Consider the following 17,006-nt stretch of genomic DNA (forward strand, 5'->3'; position numbering starts at 1 on the left):
CAAAGCTATCCGATCTCGGCGCGCTAATCATCGGTCGCCGGCACGGCCAAGAGCCCGCCGACAAGGCAGACAACTTCTACATCTGCCCTGCATGTGGCCAGCCGGTCGATAGGCGAGACCTCGGGGTCATCTGGCACGAGCAGCCCGGACACAAGCCACTGGAACGTGATTCCTGATTGTTCCCTTGTCGGCGAGTCTAGTTGGCCTAGAGATGACTTCGCCGCCCTCAACCCGGTATCAACCCGCGGTCGGCTTGCTGCCCATGCCCGCGCCTTCCGGCTGAGTCAAGCGCTCCGTCGGAACTCTTAGGAGCGTCGCTGGTTCATCTTGTCTAACCCACAGGAGACCCGGTCATGGACCACACCAACCACGTACGGCTTACAAACGCTGAGCTGACGCCATCGATACTCGAAGGCGCGACCATTTACGGCCCTGACGATGAAAAGATCGGTTCTGTCGATCATCTGCACGGCAGCCAGGTCGTCATCGATGTCGGCGGCTTTCTCGGCATAGGCACCAAGCCTGTAGCGGTTTCCGCCAGCCAGTTGGATTTCATGCGCGACGAGAACGGCGACGTCCATGCCGTTACCAACTGGACGAAGGACCAGCTTAAAGACATGCCCGAGCATCACGATTAGGAGACAGTGAGAATCCCCGAATGGTGCTCCAGGCACCACGGACCAGAAACCACGTTGCGAAGCTCCGCCGGAAAATCGACCTCGAGGCTATTCGCCGGAACTGGCCGAGGATCGCTGGCGCTGACGAAATCACTCCGGGCCGAGGTGACCTCCTTGGGCCCGAAAAAAGGCGCGCCACCGGAGGGATCGATGACGCGGGCCGGCCGATGTTTGTCCATCTAGACACCATGCGGCGGCATCCAGAGCAAGAACTCAACTATTCGTATCGCTAATGTTCCATTGGGAAAGGCGTGCTCGTTCGCTCGCGCGTTTGCGTCGCCGGCGAATGGACTCTGATTCCTAAACCCGCGGCTTTTTAGCCGTTAAGCCTGTTGTATTGCGGAGAGCTTCCAGTCCGCGCCGTTCTGGCGCGTGAAGGTCCACAGTTCGGTTGTTTCCGTCGGCCGATCGGGGTCGCCCGCGACGATCTTGCCACTGTCGCGCTCGCGGGTGACGTCGCGAGACTCGTAGCGCAACGCAGCCGTCGCGTAGTTGCGATCATCTTCCCGCCAGCATTCTGCAATGTCGGCCTGCAACAGGCTGACATCCGACACGTCGTTCCTGAGGCCGTTTTTGGCATTGTCGGCAAGTTCCTCGGACAGGTAGGACACCATCTCCGGGGTCGCCAGCCGGCGCAGGGCAGCATGGTCTTCGCGCCCGAACGCTTCCTGGACTTCCGTCAACCGTTGCTGGAACGTGTCGAGGTCCGCCTGGGTCAGTGTGATTTCATCGGAAGCGGTAGCTTGAGCCGTCCCGCCAAATCCAGACCCGATGCCCGGAATGGGAAACGATGTGACGTTGTCCGCATCGCGCTGGGTCGTGTCGCTTCGCCCAAAGCTCCCCACGCCTCGCGGAACGCCAGCCATAGCAGGCGCTTGGCTGCGTGCCGACTGCGACCCGAAAAAGCGGAGGGCCAGCATGATCGCGCCGCCGATCAGCAGCGCCTGAAGCAGCAGGCCAAACATGCCTGCCAAACCGCCGAACCCGTGGCCCAGAAGAACTCCGATCAGACCACCAAGCAGCAAGCCCCGCATCATCGAACCGCCGAAGCCGTTAAGGAAGCCTGGTCGTTGCGGGAATACCTGCGTCTGGCGGGCCGCAGTATTCGTTCCGGTGTTGGGCGTCATCGAGCGCTCGACCGGAGCGACAGGCTGTGGCGCCGTTCTGGTCGGCGGGGCCGACTGAAACGTGCGCATGCCACGGCTGCCAAAGCCGCCGCCACGGCGCGCCTCAGCGTGATCCATCGCGACCATGGAAAATGCCAGGAACAGTCCTGCAAACAAAACTGCAAACCGGCTCGAACGCGAAATCAACATAGGTAAGTTCCCTAATCGATGCTCTTGCTGCTTCATATAGGCAGCGCCGAGCGAAATAGCAGTGATCCGCACCTTCCGCGTTCAACCGGTGATCCAAATTCTTTGGACACGTTCTGACTGGATCACGACTATGTCGGACGGACCCAATGGGCCCTGATCCTGTCGACGGATTGCGTCCCTCGCGTGCGGACTTGTCCTGAGAACCCGGCGAGCCTGCGTCCCGCCGCCCCAGGTTGAGGCGAGGGCCCGCATGGCAGCCTATCGGTTCTGTTGCAAATTTTGGGACCTATATACGTGTCTGACCCAGCATTTGACAGAGCACAGGTTTCAGGATCAGAGTCCGGTTAGGGCAAGCGTTGCACCGAGGCCGGGCGGACTGATCAATCGCCACGCTACATCGCAATGACTTCCGGCACCGTTACTCAGAGGCTCGAAAACACTGGGGAGGTGATAACCGGGTGCCCGCCCATCATGCCTCATCAAGAAGATCGTGGCGGACTGCGGGGGTGCCGGCGTCGGTCGGCAGCCCCTCTTCAGGCGGCGTGTTTTCCATCTGGTCATTATCGGGTGCTGGTCTCGGGGAAGTAACCCGCCGCCTCGTTTGGAACGTCTGCCAGCCAATAGTCGCCGCCTTTAACGCGGGCCACACGGTCGCGCGTGCGCCACAGCATCGTTGAGAGGACCATCTCAGGGTCATTGCCTGCAATCGTCAGCCCGCGTTCGGTGAGGGCCTTGAACAGGTCCGTGCGCGATACCGGTTCATTCCGCTCGCGGATTATGGCGCGTCCACGCTCGGCCAGCTCGTCGGCCTCCTTCTTGTCTGTCTGTGCGAAACGTTCGAGAGCCTCGGCAAAGCCCATGTCGAGATAGAGCGGCGGTTCCTGTTTCTTATCGGTCACCCGATCAAATCCTTGTACCGCAGCCGGCCCTCGACGCACGTGAATATGTCATTCAACAGGGTGTAGGTTTTCGCCTCTTAGGTCGCGACCGCTGTTTGCAGGGCGGCCATGATCTTCTTGCCATCGTCGATCGACAGGTCAAGGTCTCCGTCACGCAGACGCTCATCGCTTTTGTCGATCCGGACCTCATTTCGGCGAACATCGCCGAATTCGTTCCTGCTCTCGATCGTGATCGTCCATTCCACCGCCATCGCCGCCGCCTTAAACAAGGCAACGGTGATGGCCCAGTCGGCGCTAACAAATCGTGGCCGGGCTCACCCCAGAGAAGTTACCGGTCTCCATGCCTCGATGCCCCGAGCGCTTCATCCACCGAGTTACTGCGCAAGAACGTTGCTGATCTCGACCAGGTTCGAGCGCACGCGCAACATGTAGAAGCCAATTGTCGTTAGGTGATTCGGCAACAGCCAGCCATCCTCGCGGCCATTGGCGATGATGAAGGGCTGGATGCGCAGCGCCGAGACGAACTGGGAATCCATGGTATCCCACAGGCTCTGCAGGTGCTTTTCCTTGATCACGTCCTCGAAATCGGCCTCGGCGCCTTTCATCAGCCCGTAATAGGCATAGAGCTGGCCATAGGCGAACCAGAAGCGATCGTCGGCGCGGAAATCGAACCAGCCATTGTTGTAGTGCTCAGCGCGCTCCTTCAGGATTGCCGAGGTCGAGCCGATATCGGACGAGATGCGCTCGATATACTGCTTGAGATTGTCAGCGCGGGCATCGAACACCGTCTGGCAGGTTTCCAGCCGGGCGTTGAAGGCGCGCAGCTTGCGCACCGCGTCGCGATAGTAGCTCGGCGTCGGCGTCTTCGGGCCGAACGGGTTCAGGCCGAAATACCAGGTCTCTTCATCGAACTGCAGATTGCCGCGCGCGTCCTGCAGGTCGGCGTCGATCTGCGATGTGGTGCGCACGCGGCCGAGATTGTCGGCCAGCTCGGTCGCCGTACGCCGCACCGCCTGGTTGATGCCGCGCTGGAACGAAGCTTTGTTGTCCATGAACGGCGTGTGGTCCCAGTCGATGCCGAACAGGCCGAGCTTGTAGAGGATCATCGACGACACCCAGGCATTCTGGTTGACGCTGAAGTCGGTCAGGTCGGCAGCGACCTGGGCAATGGCTGAATTTCCGCAGGTCTTGGCCGTGGCGGTGCCGGCGCCGGCGGAAACCTGTTCACCGGCGGAGCTGTTGCGTTTTTCGAAGGTGTATTTGTCGACGTAATTTGGGTCGAAATTGTTCCACCACTGGGTGGCGTAGAAGAAGTTGACATAGAGACCGATCAGCACGAGCACAGCCAGGCCGAGCACCGCCTTCAGGATCCAGCCGCGTTGCGTGTACCAGCGCCCCGCCCACAGGAACGGCCACAGGATCGCACCGATCAGCAGGCCGATGCCGCGGCCAATCCACTGGAAAATCCGGGTGAAGAAACTCACGATCGGATCAAGCATGGCGATGTCACCCCCTCAGTCAGTCAAGCCGTAGAGGCGTGTGCGAAACGCCACCTTGTCCTTCAAATATGTGGTTTTCAGAACGTCGCGCTGGGTGAGCCATTCTCAGTTTTGGAGCCACATGGTTGTCGGCACACGATACCTCGCTTGGCCATCTTGCACGCGACCGGCAATTCCGGCGCGCTTTATGAGTTCGCTTGAGTGCACTGTTTGCTTCCATCTGATGTCGATAGACGTTCGCCAAATGCAAGCGAAATTGGTCTCATGACAGCCAGCTTTTCCGGCATAAATCTGTCCCGCCATCCGACGCAGGTTCGCGAGTGTCCGGCCACCAACCACGATCATTTCGTGCCATCGGTGAGAAGCGCCTTGAGTTCTTCGAGCCTGTCGTTGATGAGCCAGCCGTAATAGTTCTCGACGGGCAGGGCGCGGCCGGTCTTGTCGGTCACGGCCTGCCTCAACTCAGGTGCACGTCAGCGCGGCTGGCCAACATTGTAGAGCGTGGCGGTGATTCCGGGATTACCGGATATATCGAACCCCTGTTCCCGATAGGCATCGATCGAATCCCGGATGATCGCGGCGATGTAAACAAGACTGCGATCAGGATCCATGACGTCGCGATAGATCGCCTGCGGGCGATCGGGCGACAATCGGGGAAGCTTGCTGGCCCGGCTGACCATGTCTGTGACCTGCAGGGCTGCAAGCGGGCTTATCTGTCCCAGGCCGAAGGTCTGCCCCGCATAGAAGGGTTGGAAGAAGGCCCGCTGGAACGTGATGGGTTCGTAGTCGACGCCATCGACCTTGCGACCCCGGAATGTCTCTTCCCAGACCTGGTCACGGCAGCTCCAAATCAGCGCGCTGCTTTCGAGAGAAGAGCAGGATGCGAATTCGGGCCGCTGGACGAATGACTGGACCGGAGTGCTCCTGTAGCTGAAGGAGAACTTCAGATCGGCATAGGCGAGCGCCTTGACGTAATAGGTCTGAACCGAGTCGACCACGCTGATATTGTAGGTGTGCTCTCCGACGAGAGCCGCGACGATATGGATCGGATCGATGCCATAGGCGAGCGCCGCCTTCCTGATCTTGCCGACGAGTTTGCGGTCGTCCCGTTGGTCGTTTCCAAATCCGGCTTGTCGACTGCCTTGATCCAATAGCGTTTCCCCATCAGAGCCAAAGGGAGAAGCTGCCATGGACCTTCCACCTTCGGCCCCTTCAGGACAAGTTTCTTTTCCACCGACACCGCAACGCAATCGATATGGATGTGGAACTGATCCTGGGATCGCTCAGTCCTGGAATTCACAGCCATGGCGATGGCCGTTCGTGGAAGGTGACGTCCGAGGCTCGCCGAGACCTTGCTTCGTGCTTTCCATGCCCGATTCCAGAGTTGGGAACTGCCCTGCCAACGGACAGACGGGCTTTCAACACCGGCAACAGCCGTGAGTGGCGTCAACAGAAACTCGGTCCGGTAGCGGGGTGATTTAATGAGAGCTGATCCAGGCACGCCCTGCCTGGGCAGGATCACTTCCTCGCAGGGGAAAGCGCTGCCAAGATGCGCTGCGGCAAGAGCGCAGGTCTGCACAACCTGCCAGAGCGCGTTGCGATGCGCTGAAGCGGAGCCGACGTCGGTGGCCGCCGCAGTCAGCAACGCGATTGTCAAATAGACCACGGCTGCAGCACGGCAGTGGTGGAACAACGGTAACTTATGAAGGGATTCCACAGTGAGGGGATGCCCGTCATGAGGTCTTGAGCCTCGGCCTGTGGTCGGGCGAAACCGAGACGGTGAAGGTGGAACGGCTGGGAGCCTCGCGATGGTTCCGATGGGCGACTGCTCTTCTGCCCGATCACTGGTTTGATGACGTTTCGGCATTAAACCTCGCGTCCTTGGCCGTGACCGACGTCAGTTCAGATTCTGCGCCCCGCTCAGCGGCCGGATTGAGATTGCTGTCCTTCCCTACTATGGCCTTGTCAGCGCTTCGCGGCACGTCCTCCATCGCATTCTGAAGCATCGAGCGGGTTTCCTGCAGGTCGAGTTCCTTCTCGGCTTGATGTATAGCGTCGTCAAACTGTTTTCGAAAATCGCCCGCAATCCGATTGAATGTCTTCATCATTGCCCCCGCCGATCGCATGACTTTTGGAAGCTCCTCGGGGCCGAAAACAACCAGCGCCACCACGAAGATAACCAACAGGTGGGTCATGCCAAGTCCGAACATCGGTACGTCCTCTCGCGCATATCGCCGGCAGCGACAACCTCTCCGCGGTTTGCGGCGACCGATCCGGTTGAATGCCTCGACCTACGGCGCCAAATCCAACCATCATACCCTCTCGCCTGAGCCATTCCAGTATGCGGCCGCGGGAATGTCGTTCATACTTCGAGCCATGTGGCACCACCCGTCAACCCGAATATCAGGCGCACGTCTGGTAGGGATATTCGCAACCGTGCTCGCAGCAAGCGGACTCCTCGCTGGAGCCGATGGCACAGGGCCCAGAATATTTGAAGCAGGCGCCTACTCCTTTTCCGACGAACTCGGCGGATTCCGGATCATTGCCGCTTCGGGAGCCGGAACAAGGGCCGATCCTGTCGTGATTACCGAGGAACTCGAGTCGGCAAGCCCGGTAACCCTCACCATACGCGCCATCCGGCCGGTTCAGCCATTCGGTGCCTCCGGCAACTATGCCACCGGTTTCATTTCCCTAAGGATCGTTGCCCTCAACAACAGCGGTCACGCCTGGGTCGAATTCGAGTTCGAGTTGCAGGAGATTCTCAACCAGCCAAGCGATTCCAGCGACGGGCTTTCGTTCGACCAGGCGCGCCGCGAAACGGATGCAATTCGGTCCGATAGTTTCGCCGAATTCAGTCGTGAATTCGAACCTTATGACCATCTTCTGTTCCGGAAAGGCGAGGTCGATCCGCTGAGCACGGTTTCGTTCTCATTCCTGGTGACTGATTTCACGCCGACTGCGCGGCTCTATCTCGTTCAGGACCCGCGCATTCCCTCAACCTGAACGTGCCGCATCATCGCGGCCGTTGGTTCGAACAACGCTGCTCGTCATGCATGCCGGCAGTTTGGCAGGTGTCGTTGGGCGCGGCATGCCGATGGATTTGCTGGTCATTTTGGTCGCTTGGCCGTGCCTTTGATTCGGGCCACAAAATACGGACAATGAGGGCAAAAACCGACGCGAACGACGATTGAGGGATCGCGAGCGCCCGCGGTACGAGTTCTCCGCCGAGTTACTTGTGGAGCGTTCACACTAGCGACAGTTCCGGATCGTGTTATGATCTTGCGCATGAGGACGATCACGGCCTCTTACATTCTGGTTTTCGCGGCGCTCGCTGCAACGCCCGCGCGGGCCGAATGCCAGTGCCTCGCCAACGGCCACATTTTCCATCACGGCGAAATCGCTTGTCTGCAATTGCCGTCAGGTCCTGAACTCGCGCAGTGCGACATGGTTCTCAACATTTCGTCATGGAAAAAAATTCAGGATGGATGCCCCGAGGCGACTGCGCCGTTTGGCTTGCCTGTCAAAGGGGACGAGCAGAAACCAGGCGAAGGCGGAGATAAAGCCAACGATTTGGCTTTATCAACAGCAAACGCCCGGAGCTAAAGCGAAGCGCAGCTTGCGCGCAGCCAACAGTGCGACGCAAGGCCAATGCATACCCTAGCGGTGTTCCAACACCGCTAGGGACCAGTCCTATGGATGAGCTTCCTGTTAAGGTTCTGCTATCCTGTCAGTCCTTCTTGTTCCGGTAGCTCTCAATGGCTTTGCCAACCATGTCGATGGCGACGTTGGCGCCACCAAAGCCGTTCAGCTCAACGACCTTGCGGCCTTCAGGTAGCTGCTTGTAAACTCGAAAGAATGCCTCGATGCGCTGTCGTTCGATGGCCGGAAGATCATCGATGGTCTTGATCCCGTCATATTGCGGATCGATGTCCGTGGCCGGCACAGCGATGATCTTGTCATCCGTTTCGCCGCCGTCGACCATGTTGAGCACGCCGATGGCGCGGACTTTGATCAGAGCACCGGGCACGACGGGTTCCCGGGTGAAGACGAGCGCATCCAACGGGTCGCCGTCGCCGCCCAACGAACTGGTAACGGAACCGTAGTTGGCCGGATAGACGACCGGCATGGACTGGTATCGATCGACGATGATATGGCCAGTTTCTGAGTCAATCTCGTATTTAGTGAAGCTTCCCGCCGGAATCTCGATAACCGTGTAAAATTCGCTGGTGTCTTTCGGCTGCGGAAAATCGAAAGCTGTGACGAATTCGGCGAAAGCGGGCTGCGTGCCCAGCAGGGCCGCAACCGCCATGACAGTCGGCAAAGCGCGCATGGTTGTCTCCAGAGGTTGGACGGGCAGGGCGCCCTGCATCCGCCTAGCCACCGTATGTGACGGCAGCATTACAGGGTTCCGTTATTGAAAATTGGATGACCGTATTTGCACCGATCCTGCGGCGAGCAGAAATGGGCCGAAATAGAGCGCTGACGAGTGATAAGCGTCTATGGGCGTTTGCGTTTATGGGGCGTTTAAGAGACCGTGGCCGCTTCAAATGTGCTATTTCAAGCGAGCCCATTTCCGGCAAGGGGATAGCTTGCGTCGTAACTCCTGCCAATCGGGCACGCTACACCCACAACAAGCCGTTCGGCGAGAGCTGCCACGTAGACGCCTCGCGGTTCAGTGCGGCGTTGTGTGGCAATCCTCAAAAAGCAAGTGAAACTCCAACTTCAGTTGAAGTCCTTCGGAGACTACGCCACCTTCACCTTGAATCATTGCCAGGGTTCGAAATTCGTGAAGGAAGAGACAACAACACCACGTCCGCTATACTCCACTGAAAGGGCTGCTTCATGTCGGGAATGTCGCGCAGGGGATTCTTGCTGGGCGGCACGGCAGCAGTAGCTGTCGGCGCTGCAGGCGGGCTGATTGCCGGCAGGGCCGTAGCAGCCGATCTGACCTTGCCGGTTTCAGCGATCAGTCGGTCGATTTTGCCCGGCACCGTCACCAAAGGGATGATGAGTTTCGGCGCGGGCGGGCCGCCGCCCACTCTGCGTTTGTTGCGAGGTAGGCCGTTTTCCATAGAGGTGGTCAATGATCTCGATGAGGCGACGAGTGTGCACTGGCATGGATTGCGCATCGCCAATGCCATGGACGGCGTGCCTTATCTCACCCAGCGTCCCATCGCGGCGGGCGAAAGCTTCCGTTACACTCTGACACCGCCGGATGCCGGCACCTATTGGTATCATCCGCATTGCAACACGCTCGATCAGATGGCCCGCGGGCTGACAGGCGTGCTTGTTGTCGAAGATGACGAAGATGCCGGTTTCGACCAGGATTTGCCGCTCAATATCCGCGACTTCCGTCTCGGCGAAGACGGCCAGTTCATCGAATTGTTCAAGGCACGCAACGCTGCGCGCGGCGGCACGCTGGGTACGGTCTCGACGGTAAATTGGGAAGTCACCCCGATTTACGATCTGCCGGCGGGCAGCCTTGTGCGCCTGCGTTTGGCAGTCACCGATGTCACCCGTATCGGCACTTATGACCTCGATGGCGGAACGGCCAAAGTGATCGCTCTTGATGCCAACCCGCTGCGGCAGCCTGTTGCGCCTCGGGGCATTGTCGTCGCGCCCGGCCAGCGCGCCGATATCGCCCTCCGCGTGCCTGATGGCGAAGACGAGATCGTCAGCCTGAAACTCAGAACAGCCAAGGGACCTCGCGTTCTCGTCCGATTCCGGCCTATCGGCGCCAGCGCCGGGCGGGCGCTTGGCGAACTCAAGCCGCTGCGGCCGAATCGCGTACCGGAGCCGGATCTTGCCGATGCCGAGACAATGGACTTCGTCTTTGGCTGGTCGCCCAATGGTGATGCGCCGGCGCCGGGTATTTGCGGCACGCTCGGCTACAGCTTCTGGTCGATCAACCGCGTCGCCTGGCGAGGGGACGCACCGGGGCCAGTTGATCCGCTCGCGGCTCTAAAACGGGGCAAAAGCTATGTTCTGCGCCTTCGCAACGAAACGCCGAACGATCATCCGATCCATTTGCACGGTATGTCTTTCCGTCTGCTACGCTCCGACAAGCGCAAAATTGCGTCGCTTGTAACAGATACGGCCCTTGTTAAATCGAAAGAAGTGATGGAAGTGGCGTTGGTCGCTGACAATCCGGGTAATTGGGCATTCCATTGCCACGTCATTGAACATCAGAAGAGCGGCCTGACCGGTTATTTGCGTGTGGAATGACGCGGTCCTCATCCAGGGTTGCGTTGCCGAGCGCGTGAAGGGTTGAAATTGGGCGAGGCGGAGCGTCCGAGTTCTCGCCGCACTGACGGCGCTACTGCTCACGGGCGCCGGAGCGGCCGGCGACGGGTGCTGATGTGTGCATCTGATCGAGCCTCTGCTGAGTGGCCTCCCGGGCTCGCTCGCCAACGCCGGTTCTCATGCCACCGCCCTCGCAATTGCGTTCGTCATCATCACGGCGCTGTACCTCGTGCTGGGCGATCTGGCGCCCGCTCCGGATCATGCTATGATTTCGCATGAGGACGTTCAATGCCTCTTGCATCCTGGTTTTCGCGGCGCTTGTTGCAACGCCCGCGCGGGCAGAATGTCAATGCATCGCCAACGGCCGCACGTTCCATCACGGTGAATTCGCCTGTCTGCAATTGCCGTCGGGTCCGGAACTCGCGCAGTGCGACATGGTTCTCAATATTTCGTCATGGAAAAAAATTCAGAGCGGCTGCCCGGAGGCGACAGCGCCATTGAGTGTACCCGTCGAAGGGGGCGAGCAGCAATCAGGCGAAGGCGGACACAAAGCCCTAACAACGACGAACACTCCGACCTAAGACGAAGAGCAGGCTGCGCACCAGCCGGAGAGATCTCTTTCGGCAAGGCGTCAACTTGGGGTGAACTGTTACACGACCGTCACTTGATCGCGCTGACCAGTGGGTTGTCGCCATCAAGGATGGAAACCCAGCGCCCCGTGTCGGTGCCGGCTTGCCTCTTCAGGAAGCGGTAGCCGGTCTGGTCCCAGCGGCGCACCGTGTTGATGAGGTTATCGAGGATGAAGTCGCCCTTGTCGGTTCGAACAGTCAGCACTGCATGACCCTCGCCGTCGGGCTTGCGAACAACCGTCATTAATAGATCCGACACAGGAATGCCGCTGTTTATCAGCAGCCGGCGCTTTTCCAGCGCATAGTCCTCGCAATCGCCGAAACCGCTGTCTGGATAGGCCCAGAATTCGTCCTGCCATACTCGTCGAGATCGCTCATCGGCTTGACTTTGTCGTTGACCGTCAGGTTGACATTCGTAATCTGCCGCCAGAGTTTTCCGGTCATGTGCTCCGGATCATTGTCGCGTGAGCGGATCTCACATTCGGCCCGATGGGATTTGCAGAAATTGTAGTGACCGATCGGCTGCGAGATAAAGCCACCGATCAGCATCGACTGTGAAGCCGTCGCCGCCGACCACGTGGACGTTATCGCAATGATTGCAACGACCGCACCGCCGCCCAACCCGTACGCACAACCGCACTCGTGAGGAACTCATCCGACCCGCCCAACCAACTTTTGTTAAGAATGAGTTAAGGTCGATCCCGTGGGTACTGTCAATCAGAGCGAGAGGAAGATCCTTCTGAATGGTTACTTGCGCCGTGTGCGTTGCTCGGCCGCTACACGTCTGCAAGACATCCGTTCCGACGTGGCAGGTCTTTGCCAGAGGGACCGATATGGTGAGATGTCAGTCGCCGGTCACCCTTGGTGCGAATTGGAAAGTGATGAATGAGCCTCGATGAGATCACGCGAGCGACGATCGCGTTTATCCGGACGCATGAAGCATGGGGTGTTCCGCTGGTGCTCGTGCTGGCCTTTGGAGAATCGCTGGCGTTCATCTCTCTGTTGTTGCCTGCAACCGTGATCCTGATCGGTGTCGGTTTTCTCATCGGCGAAAGCGGTATCGCATTCTGGCCTCTGTGGCTTGCCGCCGCCATTGGGGCGGCATTGGGGGACTGGCTGTCCTTCTGGATCGGCACGCGGTTGGGAAACGGGGTTTCGCACTATTGGCCCTTGTCACGTTATCCAAACCTCATTCCGCGCGGTCACCTGTTCTTCGAGCGATGGGGGGTGGCCGGCGTGTTCTTTGGGCGCTTCTTCGGTCCTTTGCGCGCATCCGTGCCATTGGCGGCGGGCATCTGTAAGATGCCCGCCCTGGCGTTTCAGATTGCCAACACCACCTCAGCCTTCGTCTGGGCCACCGGCATTCTGGTTCCTGGCGCGTTCGGCCTCAAATGGCTGCAGCAGTAGATGTGATGGACAGCCGGCGGGCGAGCAGCTTGTCGATCCGCTTTCCATCCATATTGACGATCTCGAACCGCCAGCCCTCATAGTCGAAATGCTCCCCGGCTTCCGGGAGATGCCCAAGCCGGGAGAGGGCGAACCCGGCGATCGTGTGAAAACCGCCATCCGGCTGTCCTGATCGGAAGCCAAGGCGAGCGAAAGCATCATGAGCCGGCATCATGCCGTCGATCAGCAGCGAACCATCCCCACGCTCGACGATGTACGGTTCCTCGCCCTCCGCGTCCGGCAGATCGCCGGCGATGGCCTTGAGCAGATCGGTTTGCGTGACGATCCCTTCCAGGCTGCCATATTCGTCGATGACGATCGCCAGACGTACAGGCGCCTTCTTGAATTGATCGAGCACACGAAAGATTGCTGTTCCCTCGTGAACGATCAGAGGCTGGCGGATGGCAGCCATCGGATCGAGCGTTTGCCCGTCAAGCACCTGATCGAGAAGGTCCTTCTTCAGAATCATGCCAAGCGGTTCGTCGATGCCATCCCGGCCGACCAGAAGCTGCTCATGGCGACATTCGCGAATGGTGCGCAGAATCTCGTCCGGACTGTCATCAGCGTCAATCCAATCGACGTCGCGGCGCGGCGTCATGATATCAGCGATGCGCCGGTCGCCGATACTGAAGACGCGCTCGACGACCTCCTGTTGCGCCTGGTGGAGCAGCCCCGCCTCCTGGCTTGCCGCGATGAGCAGCTTGAGTTCGTCCGGCGAGTGAAGGGATTCCTCTCCCGTGCCGGGTCGCAACCCACAGAGGCGCAGTACCAGGTTGCCGAGTCCGTTAAGCGAGATGATCGCTGGCCGCAGCAGAAATAGGAATAGGCCGAGCGGGCGCACGACCCAGAGTGCCGTGCCCTCGCTGCGCTGAAGGGCAAGGCTCTTGGGGGCGAGTTCGCCGAGCACGATGTGCAGGGCGGTGATAATGATGAAGGAGATCGCAACCGCGATCGCATGAGAGCCGGCCATGGCGAGCGATTCCGGCAGCGCGCTCAGCAATGGCTCGATCAAATGGGCGAGCGCAGGCTCGCCGATCCATCCGAGCGCAAGCGACGATATGGTGATCCCGAGCTGCGTGGCAGCAAGGTTGGCGTCGAGATTGTCGACCGCCCGCTTCAAGGCACTGGCATTGGTCCTGCCGGCATTGACCAGTTCCATCACCCGGCTACGGCGGACTGCGACGAGAGAGAATTCCGCTGCGACAAAAAAACCGTTCGCGGCAACGAGAACAAGTACGGCGAGTATCCCGATCAGATCGTAAATACTGCCATCGGAACTAGGCATGGTCTCCTTTTTGGGCGGCAATCCGCCACGGTTGTTGATGGGAGTCCGCCTATAACACAACTCCTCCGTATTGACACAGATAGTGCCGACGACGGCCAGGCGATGGAAGTTTGCTTGCCGGTGCCGAAATCGCGATACGTTTTACCGGCGTCGCCCATTACTTTGGCATGCCGAAGAATCCGAAACTTGTGACGCTTGGTCGTTGAGCGGGCTGGTGGCACGCTGATCGTTATCAAGAGAGCGGCGATTCACGCGCGGACCTTCATCGGCGGGCCATCGAAATCCCACGCATTGCGTACCTGCCGCACTTGGCAACGTCGGCGTCGACGGTTCCACCCCGTCGATTAGGCCATTCTTGCGCGTGCGCTTGGCCTGCCGACTCGCTTGCTCGAGGGCCGAAGCATCCTCGCCGAAGGCGCGGGTGGCGCGGACGGCCGCTTCCAGCAGCGGCCGTTTCATGCCCCGAAGGAACGCCTGATCGACGCGTGACCGCGGACCGGCAAGTGTCAGCGCGCCAAGCAAAGTGCGCCCTGGTCCGAACACTGGCGCCGACACGCCGGCCGTTTCGGGATCGCACTGTGACCCGCCCTTTCCGCTTCCGCACGCCATCGATGCAGCAGCATCAGCAATGCGTTCTCGTCGATCGCGAGCTTCTTCAGCGGCTGGCTGGCGCTCGACGCCAGGCACGATCCCGGCGACAAGCCAACTCGCCAGGACGTCTCGCCGCCGGTCCCATAGCATCTTCCCTGGAGGCTTTCCGACGCCGGCTCCGTGCAGGAGGAGAGACTTTCGCTTGGGCCGGCATCCGAAACCCTACACACTACCCGCCATTCTCCGGCTCGCGCGAACTTGCCGTTGTGGACCCCTAAGCGGACTTTCAATTCAATGATGCCATCCAAGCTTCGTAGTGGTCAGAATGAGAGTAACCTGCCTCGCGGTCACGCAACTTGATGCCGGGCGCGTCTTTGTTTTCGACCCCTTACGGAGTGTCGCCGACCATGCCCGAGAACAGCACCGAACCGCGTTGCTCGAGAAGCGACAGCGAGGTGTAGTCCAGAATCGAGAGCCCCCCATCGGCAACCAGGGTTTGGCCGGTGATGAACGAAGCTTCATCGCTCGCCAGGAACGCGACAGCGGCGGCGATTTCGGCCGGTGTGCCCATCCGGTCGAACACGCTTGGCGGCACCGTCCAGTCGCCGGTACCCGACGCTGGCGCCGCTGCATCGATTTCGGTGGCGATCCAGCCAGGGCTGACGCAGTTCGCCCTGATCCGATGCGGAGCCCCCTCGATGGCCAGCGATCGCGTCAGCGCTTCGACGGCCGCCTTGGCGACGCAGTACAGGCCCCAATTGCCGTGCAATGTGGCCGTGGACGATATGTTCACAATCGCACCTCCACCGGAATCCCGCAGCAGCGGCAAGCCGTAGGAGGATACAAAATAAGTGGAGTCCAGGTTGGCGCCGCGCATCTTGTCCCATCTCGCTCGGGGGCGATCGCCGGGCTCAACCCCGCTTCGGCGCGAACCGGCGCCTGCGTTGTTGACGACGACACTCAGTCGCCCCCATTGGCCGATCTGGCCGATCAGGTCCTCGACTTGATGTTCTTCCGACAGATCGCACGGGAAAAAGCGGGCTTCGCCTTCGATCGCCTTTGCTTCCGCTTCAACGGCGCGGCCCTTCTCGCGGTCGCGGCCGGCGAAAGCGACCCGGGCTCCCTCTTTCAGGAAATACTGGACGATTCCGCGTCCTATCCCCGAATTCCCGCCGGTCACGAGAACGTCTTTACCTTTGAATCGCATGGACCAACTCCTGCTCAAAACTGGCGCAGATGCGCGCGAACTGCGGCATCTCTGGTCCCATTTCGCTGAGAAACGACGGACGATAATGGTGTATATCTCGCCCTTCAAATCAGCGTCAGCGCCACAGCCGGGTCGAGGATTAGCCATCGATTGCCGGGAGCAAATTCTTCAAGTGGCGGCGATTGCGGCGCGCCGGATCCGGCCCTTTTTTGAAGTCATGGCTGGTGTTGTAAACTGCTGTCGGATCTCCTCGCATCCGCCAAGAGTTTCAGAAAGGCCTTCGGGGCGTGATCTGGCGGGGAATCACTCGTGCCGTCGCCGGCTGCATAGGCTACCACGAGTTCCCAGCAGAGCTCTGTTTGAGCGATCGGGTTGATGCTGAGCGTGGAGCGCCGTGCTTCGGCGATGGCCTCCGGAACAAGGGCGATCCCGAGGCCGCGCGCAACCAATTCCAGGAGCGTTTCAAGGTCGCTAACCTCGAAGACGGTACGACGCTCTATGCCGACCTCCAGAAAGGCGCGGTCGACGAGTTTCCGCGTCCCCCAATCCGGCTCGAAATCGACGAATGGGTCGTCTTTCAACGCGGATAGCGACGCCTCACCGCAGTCGGCCAGAGCATGATTCAAAGCGCAAATCATGACAAGGGATTCGCAGGCGATCATGGTTGTCGCAATGCCGACAGGCGGATCGAACAGAGGCAAAAAGGCGAGATCAATTCGGCCGCTTCTGATCTTCTCCAGAAGATGGGTCGAGCTTCCCTGGCAGAGCCGGACCTCGATACCTGGGTGCTGCGCATGGAACCGCGCGAGCAGTGACGGCAGATCCAGAAAGGCCGGGAGGCTCTGCACGGTGCCGATAGTGAGCGTGCCTCGATCCAGTCCCCTAATCGCCGCCACGGTGTCGCGCGCCTCGCGTACCGCTTCAAGTGCCGCTCGCGCCTTGTCGAGGAAGACACGGCCGGTGGTCGTAAGCCGCACCTGTCGCGTACTGCGAATGAAGAGTTGAGCGCCGAGCTCCTCCTCGAGAGCCCGGATGGAAACCGACAGAGCCGATTGGACGATGTTCACCCGCTGGGCGGCCCGGGTGAAATGGTTCTCCTCCGCGACCGCCACGAAGTGCTGCAACTGGCGCAGTTCCATGATCGCATCCTATTAAGGCATCAAACTGATCAATAGCATCTCAATTATCCATTGGAAAGATGGACGTAGATTTCT

Annotated in this window: 15 protein-coding genes and 3 pseudogenes; 6 read left to right on the plus strand and 12 right to left on the minus strand. The window is 59.8% G+C overall.

The window, feature by feature from the left end:
• Nucleotides 1–353: 353 nt before the first annotated feature.
• Complete coding sequence (locus NKI47_RS27230; protein ID WP_352579152.1) at nt 354–638, plus strand: PRC-barrel domain containing protein; 285 nt, start codon at nt 354–356, stop codon at nt 636–638.
• 362 nt (nt 639–1,000) lie between these two features.
• On the opposite strand, the gene NKI47_RS27235 is transcribed toward NKI47_RS27230, so the two are convergent.
• The 7 genes and pseudogenes from NKI47_RS27235 to tatB form a co-directional block, all read right to left on the minus strand.
• Entirely contained in the window at nt 1,001–1,990 is a 990-nt protein-coding gene (locus NKI47_RS27235; RefSeq protein WP_352594270.1) for a Tim44 domain-containing protein, read from the minus strand.
• Between the two features lie 563 nt (nt 1,991–2,553).
• A complete protein-coding gene (locus NKI47_RS27240; RefSeq protein WP_352594247.1) occupies nt 2,554–2,892 on the minus strand; it encodes a hypothetical protein in 339 nt (112 codons plus the stop codon).
• 77 nt (nt 2,893–2,969) lie between these two features.
• Nucleotides 2,970–3,143: a hypothetical protein gene (locus tag NKI47_RS27245; protein WP_352594248.1), complete on the minus strand. Its 174-nt coding sequence runs from the start codon at nt 3,141–3,143 to the stop codon at nt 2,970–2,972.
• 123 nt (nt 3,144–3,266) lie between these two features.
• Nucleotides 3,267–4,391, minus strand: a complete 1,125-nt coding sequence (locus NKI47_RS27250; protein WP_352594249.1) for a DUF2333 family protein — start codon at nt 4,389–4,391, stop codon at nt 3,267–3,269.
• Between the two features lie 341 nt (nt 4,392–4,732).
• Nucleotides 4,733–5,581, minus strand: a pseudogene (locus tag NKI47_RS27255) (DUF1402 family protein).
• Nucleotides 5,560–6,258 (minus strand): annotated as a pseudogene (locus NKI47_RS27260) (CDP-diacylglycerol diphosphatase); the annotation flags it as partial. The pseudogenes NKI47_RS27260 and NKI47_RS27255, both read right to left, overlap by 22 nt.
• Nucleotides 6,233–6,601: a Sec-independent protein translocase protein TatB gene (gene tatB, locus NKI47_RS27265; RefSeq protein ID WP_352579144.1), complete on the minus strand. Its 369-nt coding sequence runs from the start codon at nt 6,599–6,601 to the stop codon at nt 6,233–6,235. The gene tatB and the pseudogene NKI47_RS27260, both read right to left, overlap by 26 nt.
• 226 nt (nt 6,602–6,827) lie before the next feature.
• Here tatB and NKI47_RS27270 point away from each other — a divergent pair, with 226 nt between their 5' ends.
• Both NKI47_RS27270 and NKI47_RS27275 read left to right on the plus strand, forming a co-directional pair.
• Complete coding sequence (locus NKI47_RS27270) at nt 6,828–7,394, plus strand: hypothetical protein (protein WP_352495679.1); 567 nt, start codon at nt 6,828–6,830, stop codon at nt 7,392–7,394.
• Nucleotides 7,395–7,676: 282 nt separating this feature from the next.
• Nucleotides 7,677–7,994 (plus strand): hypothetical protein, encoded by a 318-nt coding sequence (locus tag NKI47_RS27275; RefSeq protein ID WP_352495680.1) that lies wholly within the window; start codon nt 7,677–7,679, stop codon nt 7,992–7,994.
• A 124-nt stretch (nt 7,995–8,118) separates the two neighbouring features.
• Here the strand turns inward: NKI47_RS27275 and NKI47_RS27280 are convergent, their stop codons facing one another.
• On the minus strand, nt 8,119–8,721 hold the full coding sequence (locus NKI47_RS27280) for an inorganic diphosphatase (protein ID WP_352594250.1): 603 nt from the start codon (nt 8,719–8,721) through the stop codon (nt 8,119–8,121).
• Between the two features lie 512 nt (nt 8,722–9,233).
• Here NKI47_RS27280 and NKI47_RS27285 point away from each other — a divergent pair.
• Together NKI47_RS27285 and NKI47_RS27290 are read left to right on the plus strand one after the other, a co-directional pair.
• Nucleotides 9,234–10,616, plus strand: a complete 1,383-nt coding sequence (locus NKI47_RS27285) for a multicopper oxidase family protein (RefSeq protein WP_502898081.1) — start codon at nt 9,234–9,236, stop codon at nt 10,614–10,616.
• 293 nt (nt 10,617–10,909) lie between these two features.
• On the plus strand, nt 10,910–11,215 hold the full coding sequence (locus tag NKI47_RS27290) for a hypothetical protein (RefSeq protein ID WP_352594273.1): 306 nt from the start codon (nt 10,910–10,912) through the stop codon (nt 11,213–11,215).
• A gap of 79 nt (nt 11,216–11,294) precedes the next feature.
• On the opposite strand, the pseudogene NKI47_RS27295 reads toward NKI47_RS27290, so the two are convergent.
• Nucleotides 11,295–11,812, minus strand: a pseudogene (locus tag NKI47_RS27295) (transglutaminase-like cysteine peptidase).
• Between the two features lie 336 nt (nt 11,813–12,148).
• Between NKI47_RS27295 and NKI47_RS27300 the strand changes: the two are divergent.
• Nucleotides 12,149–12,670 (plus strand): DedA family protein, encoded by a 522-nt coding sequence (locus NKI47_RS27300; RefSeq protein ID WP_352594252.1) that lies wholly within the window; start codon nt 12,149–12,151, stop codon nt 12,668–12,670.
• Here NKI47_RS27300 and NKI47_RS27305 read toward each other — a convergent pair.
• From NKI47_RS27305 to NKI47_RS27315, 3 genes are all read right to left on the minus strand, one after another.
• Nucleotides 12,651–13,994 (minus strand): hemolysin family protein, encoded by a 1,344-nt coding sequence (locus NKI47_RS27305; protein ID WP_352594253.1) that lies wholly within the window; start codon nt 13,992–13,994, stop codon nt 12,651–12,653. The two genes, NKI47_RS27300 and NKI47_RS27305, sit on opposite strands and share 20 nt — an antisense overlap.
• Nucleotides 13,995–14,973: 979 nt before the next feature.
• Nucleotides 14,974–15,792, minus strand: a complete 819-nt coding sequence (locus NKI47_RS27310) for an SDR family NAD(P)-dependent oxidoreductase (RefSeq protein WP_352594254.1) — start codon at nt 15,790–15,792, stop codon at nt 14,974–14,976.
• A gap of 215 nt (nt 15,793–16,007) precedes the next feature.
• Nucleotides 16,008–16,931, minus strand: a complete 924-nt coding sequence (locus NKI47_RS27315) for a LysR family transcriptional regulator (protein WP_352594255.1) — start codon at nt 16,929–16,931, stop codon at nt 16,008–16,010.
• Nucleotides 16,932–17,006 lie beyond the last annotated feature (75 nt).

Origin of the sequence: Mesorhizobium sp. M0633 (assembly GCF_040320645.1) — a bacterium.
Lineage (GTDB): Bacteria > Pseudomonadota > Alphaproteobacteria > Rhizobiales > Rhizobiaceae > Mesorhizobium.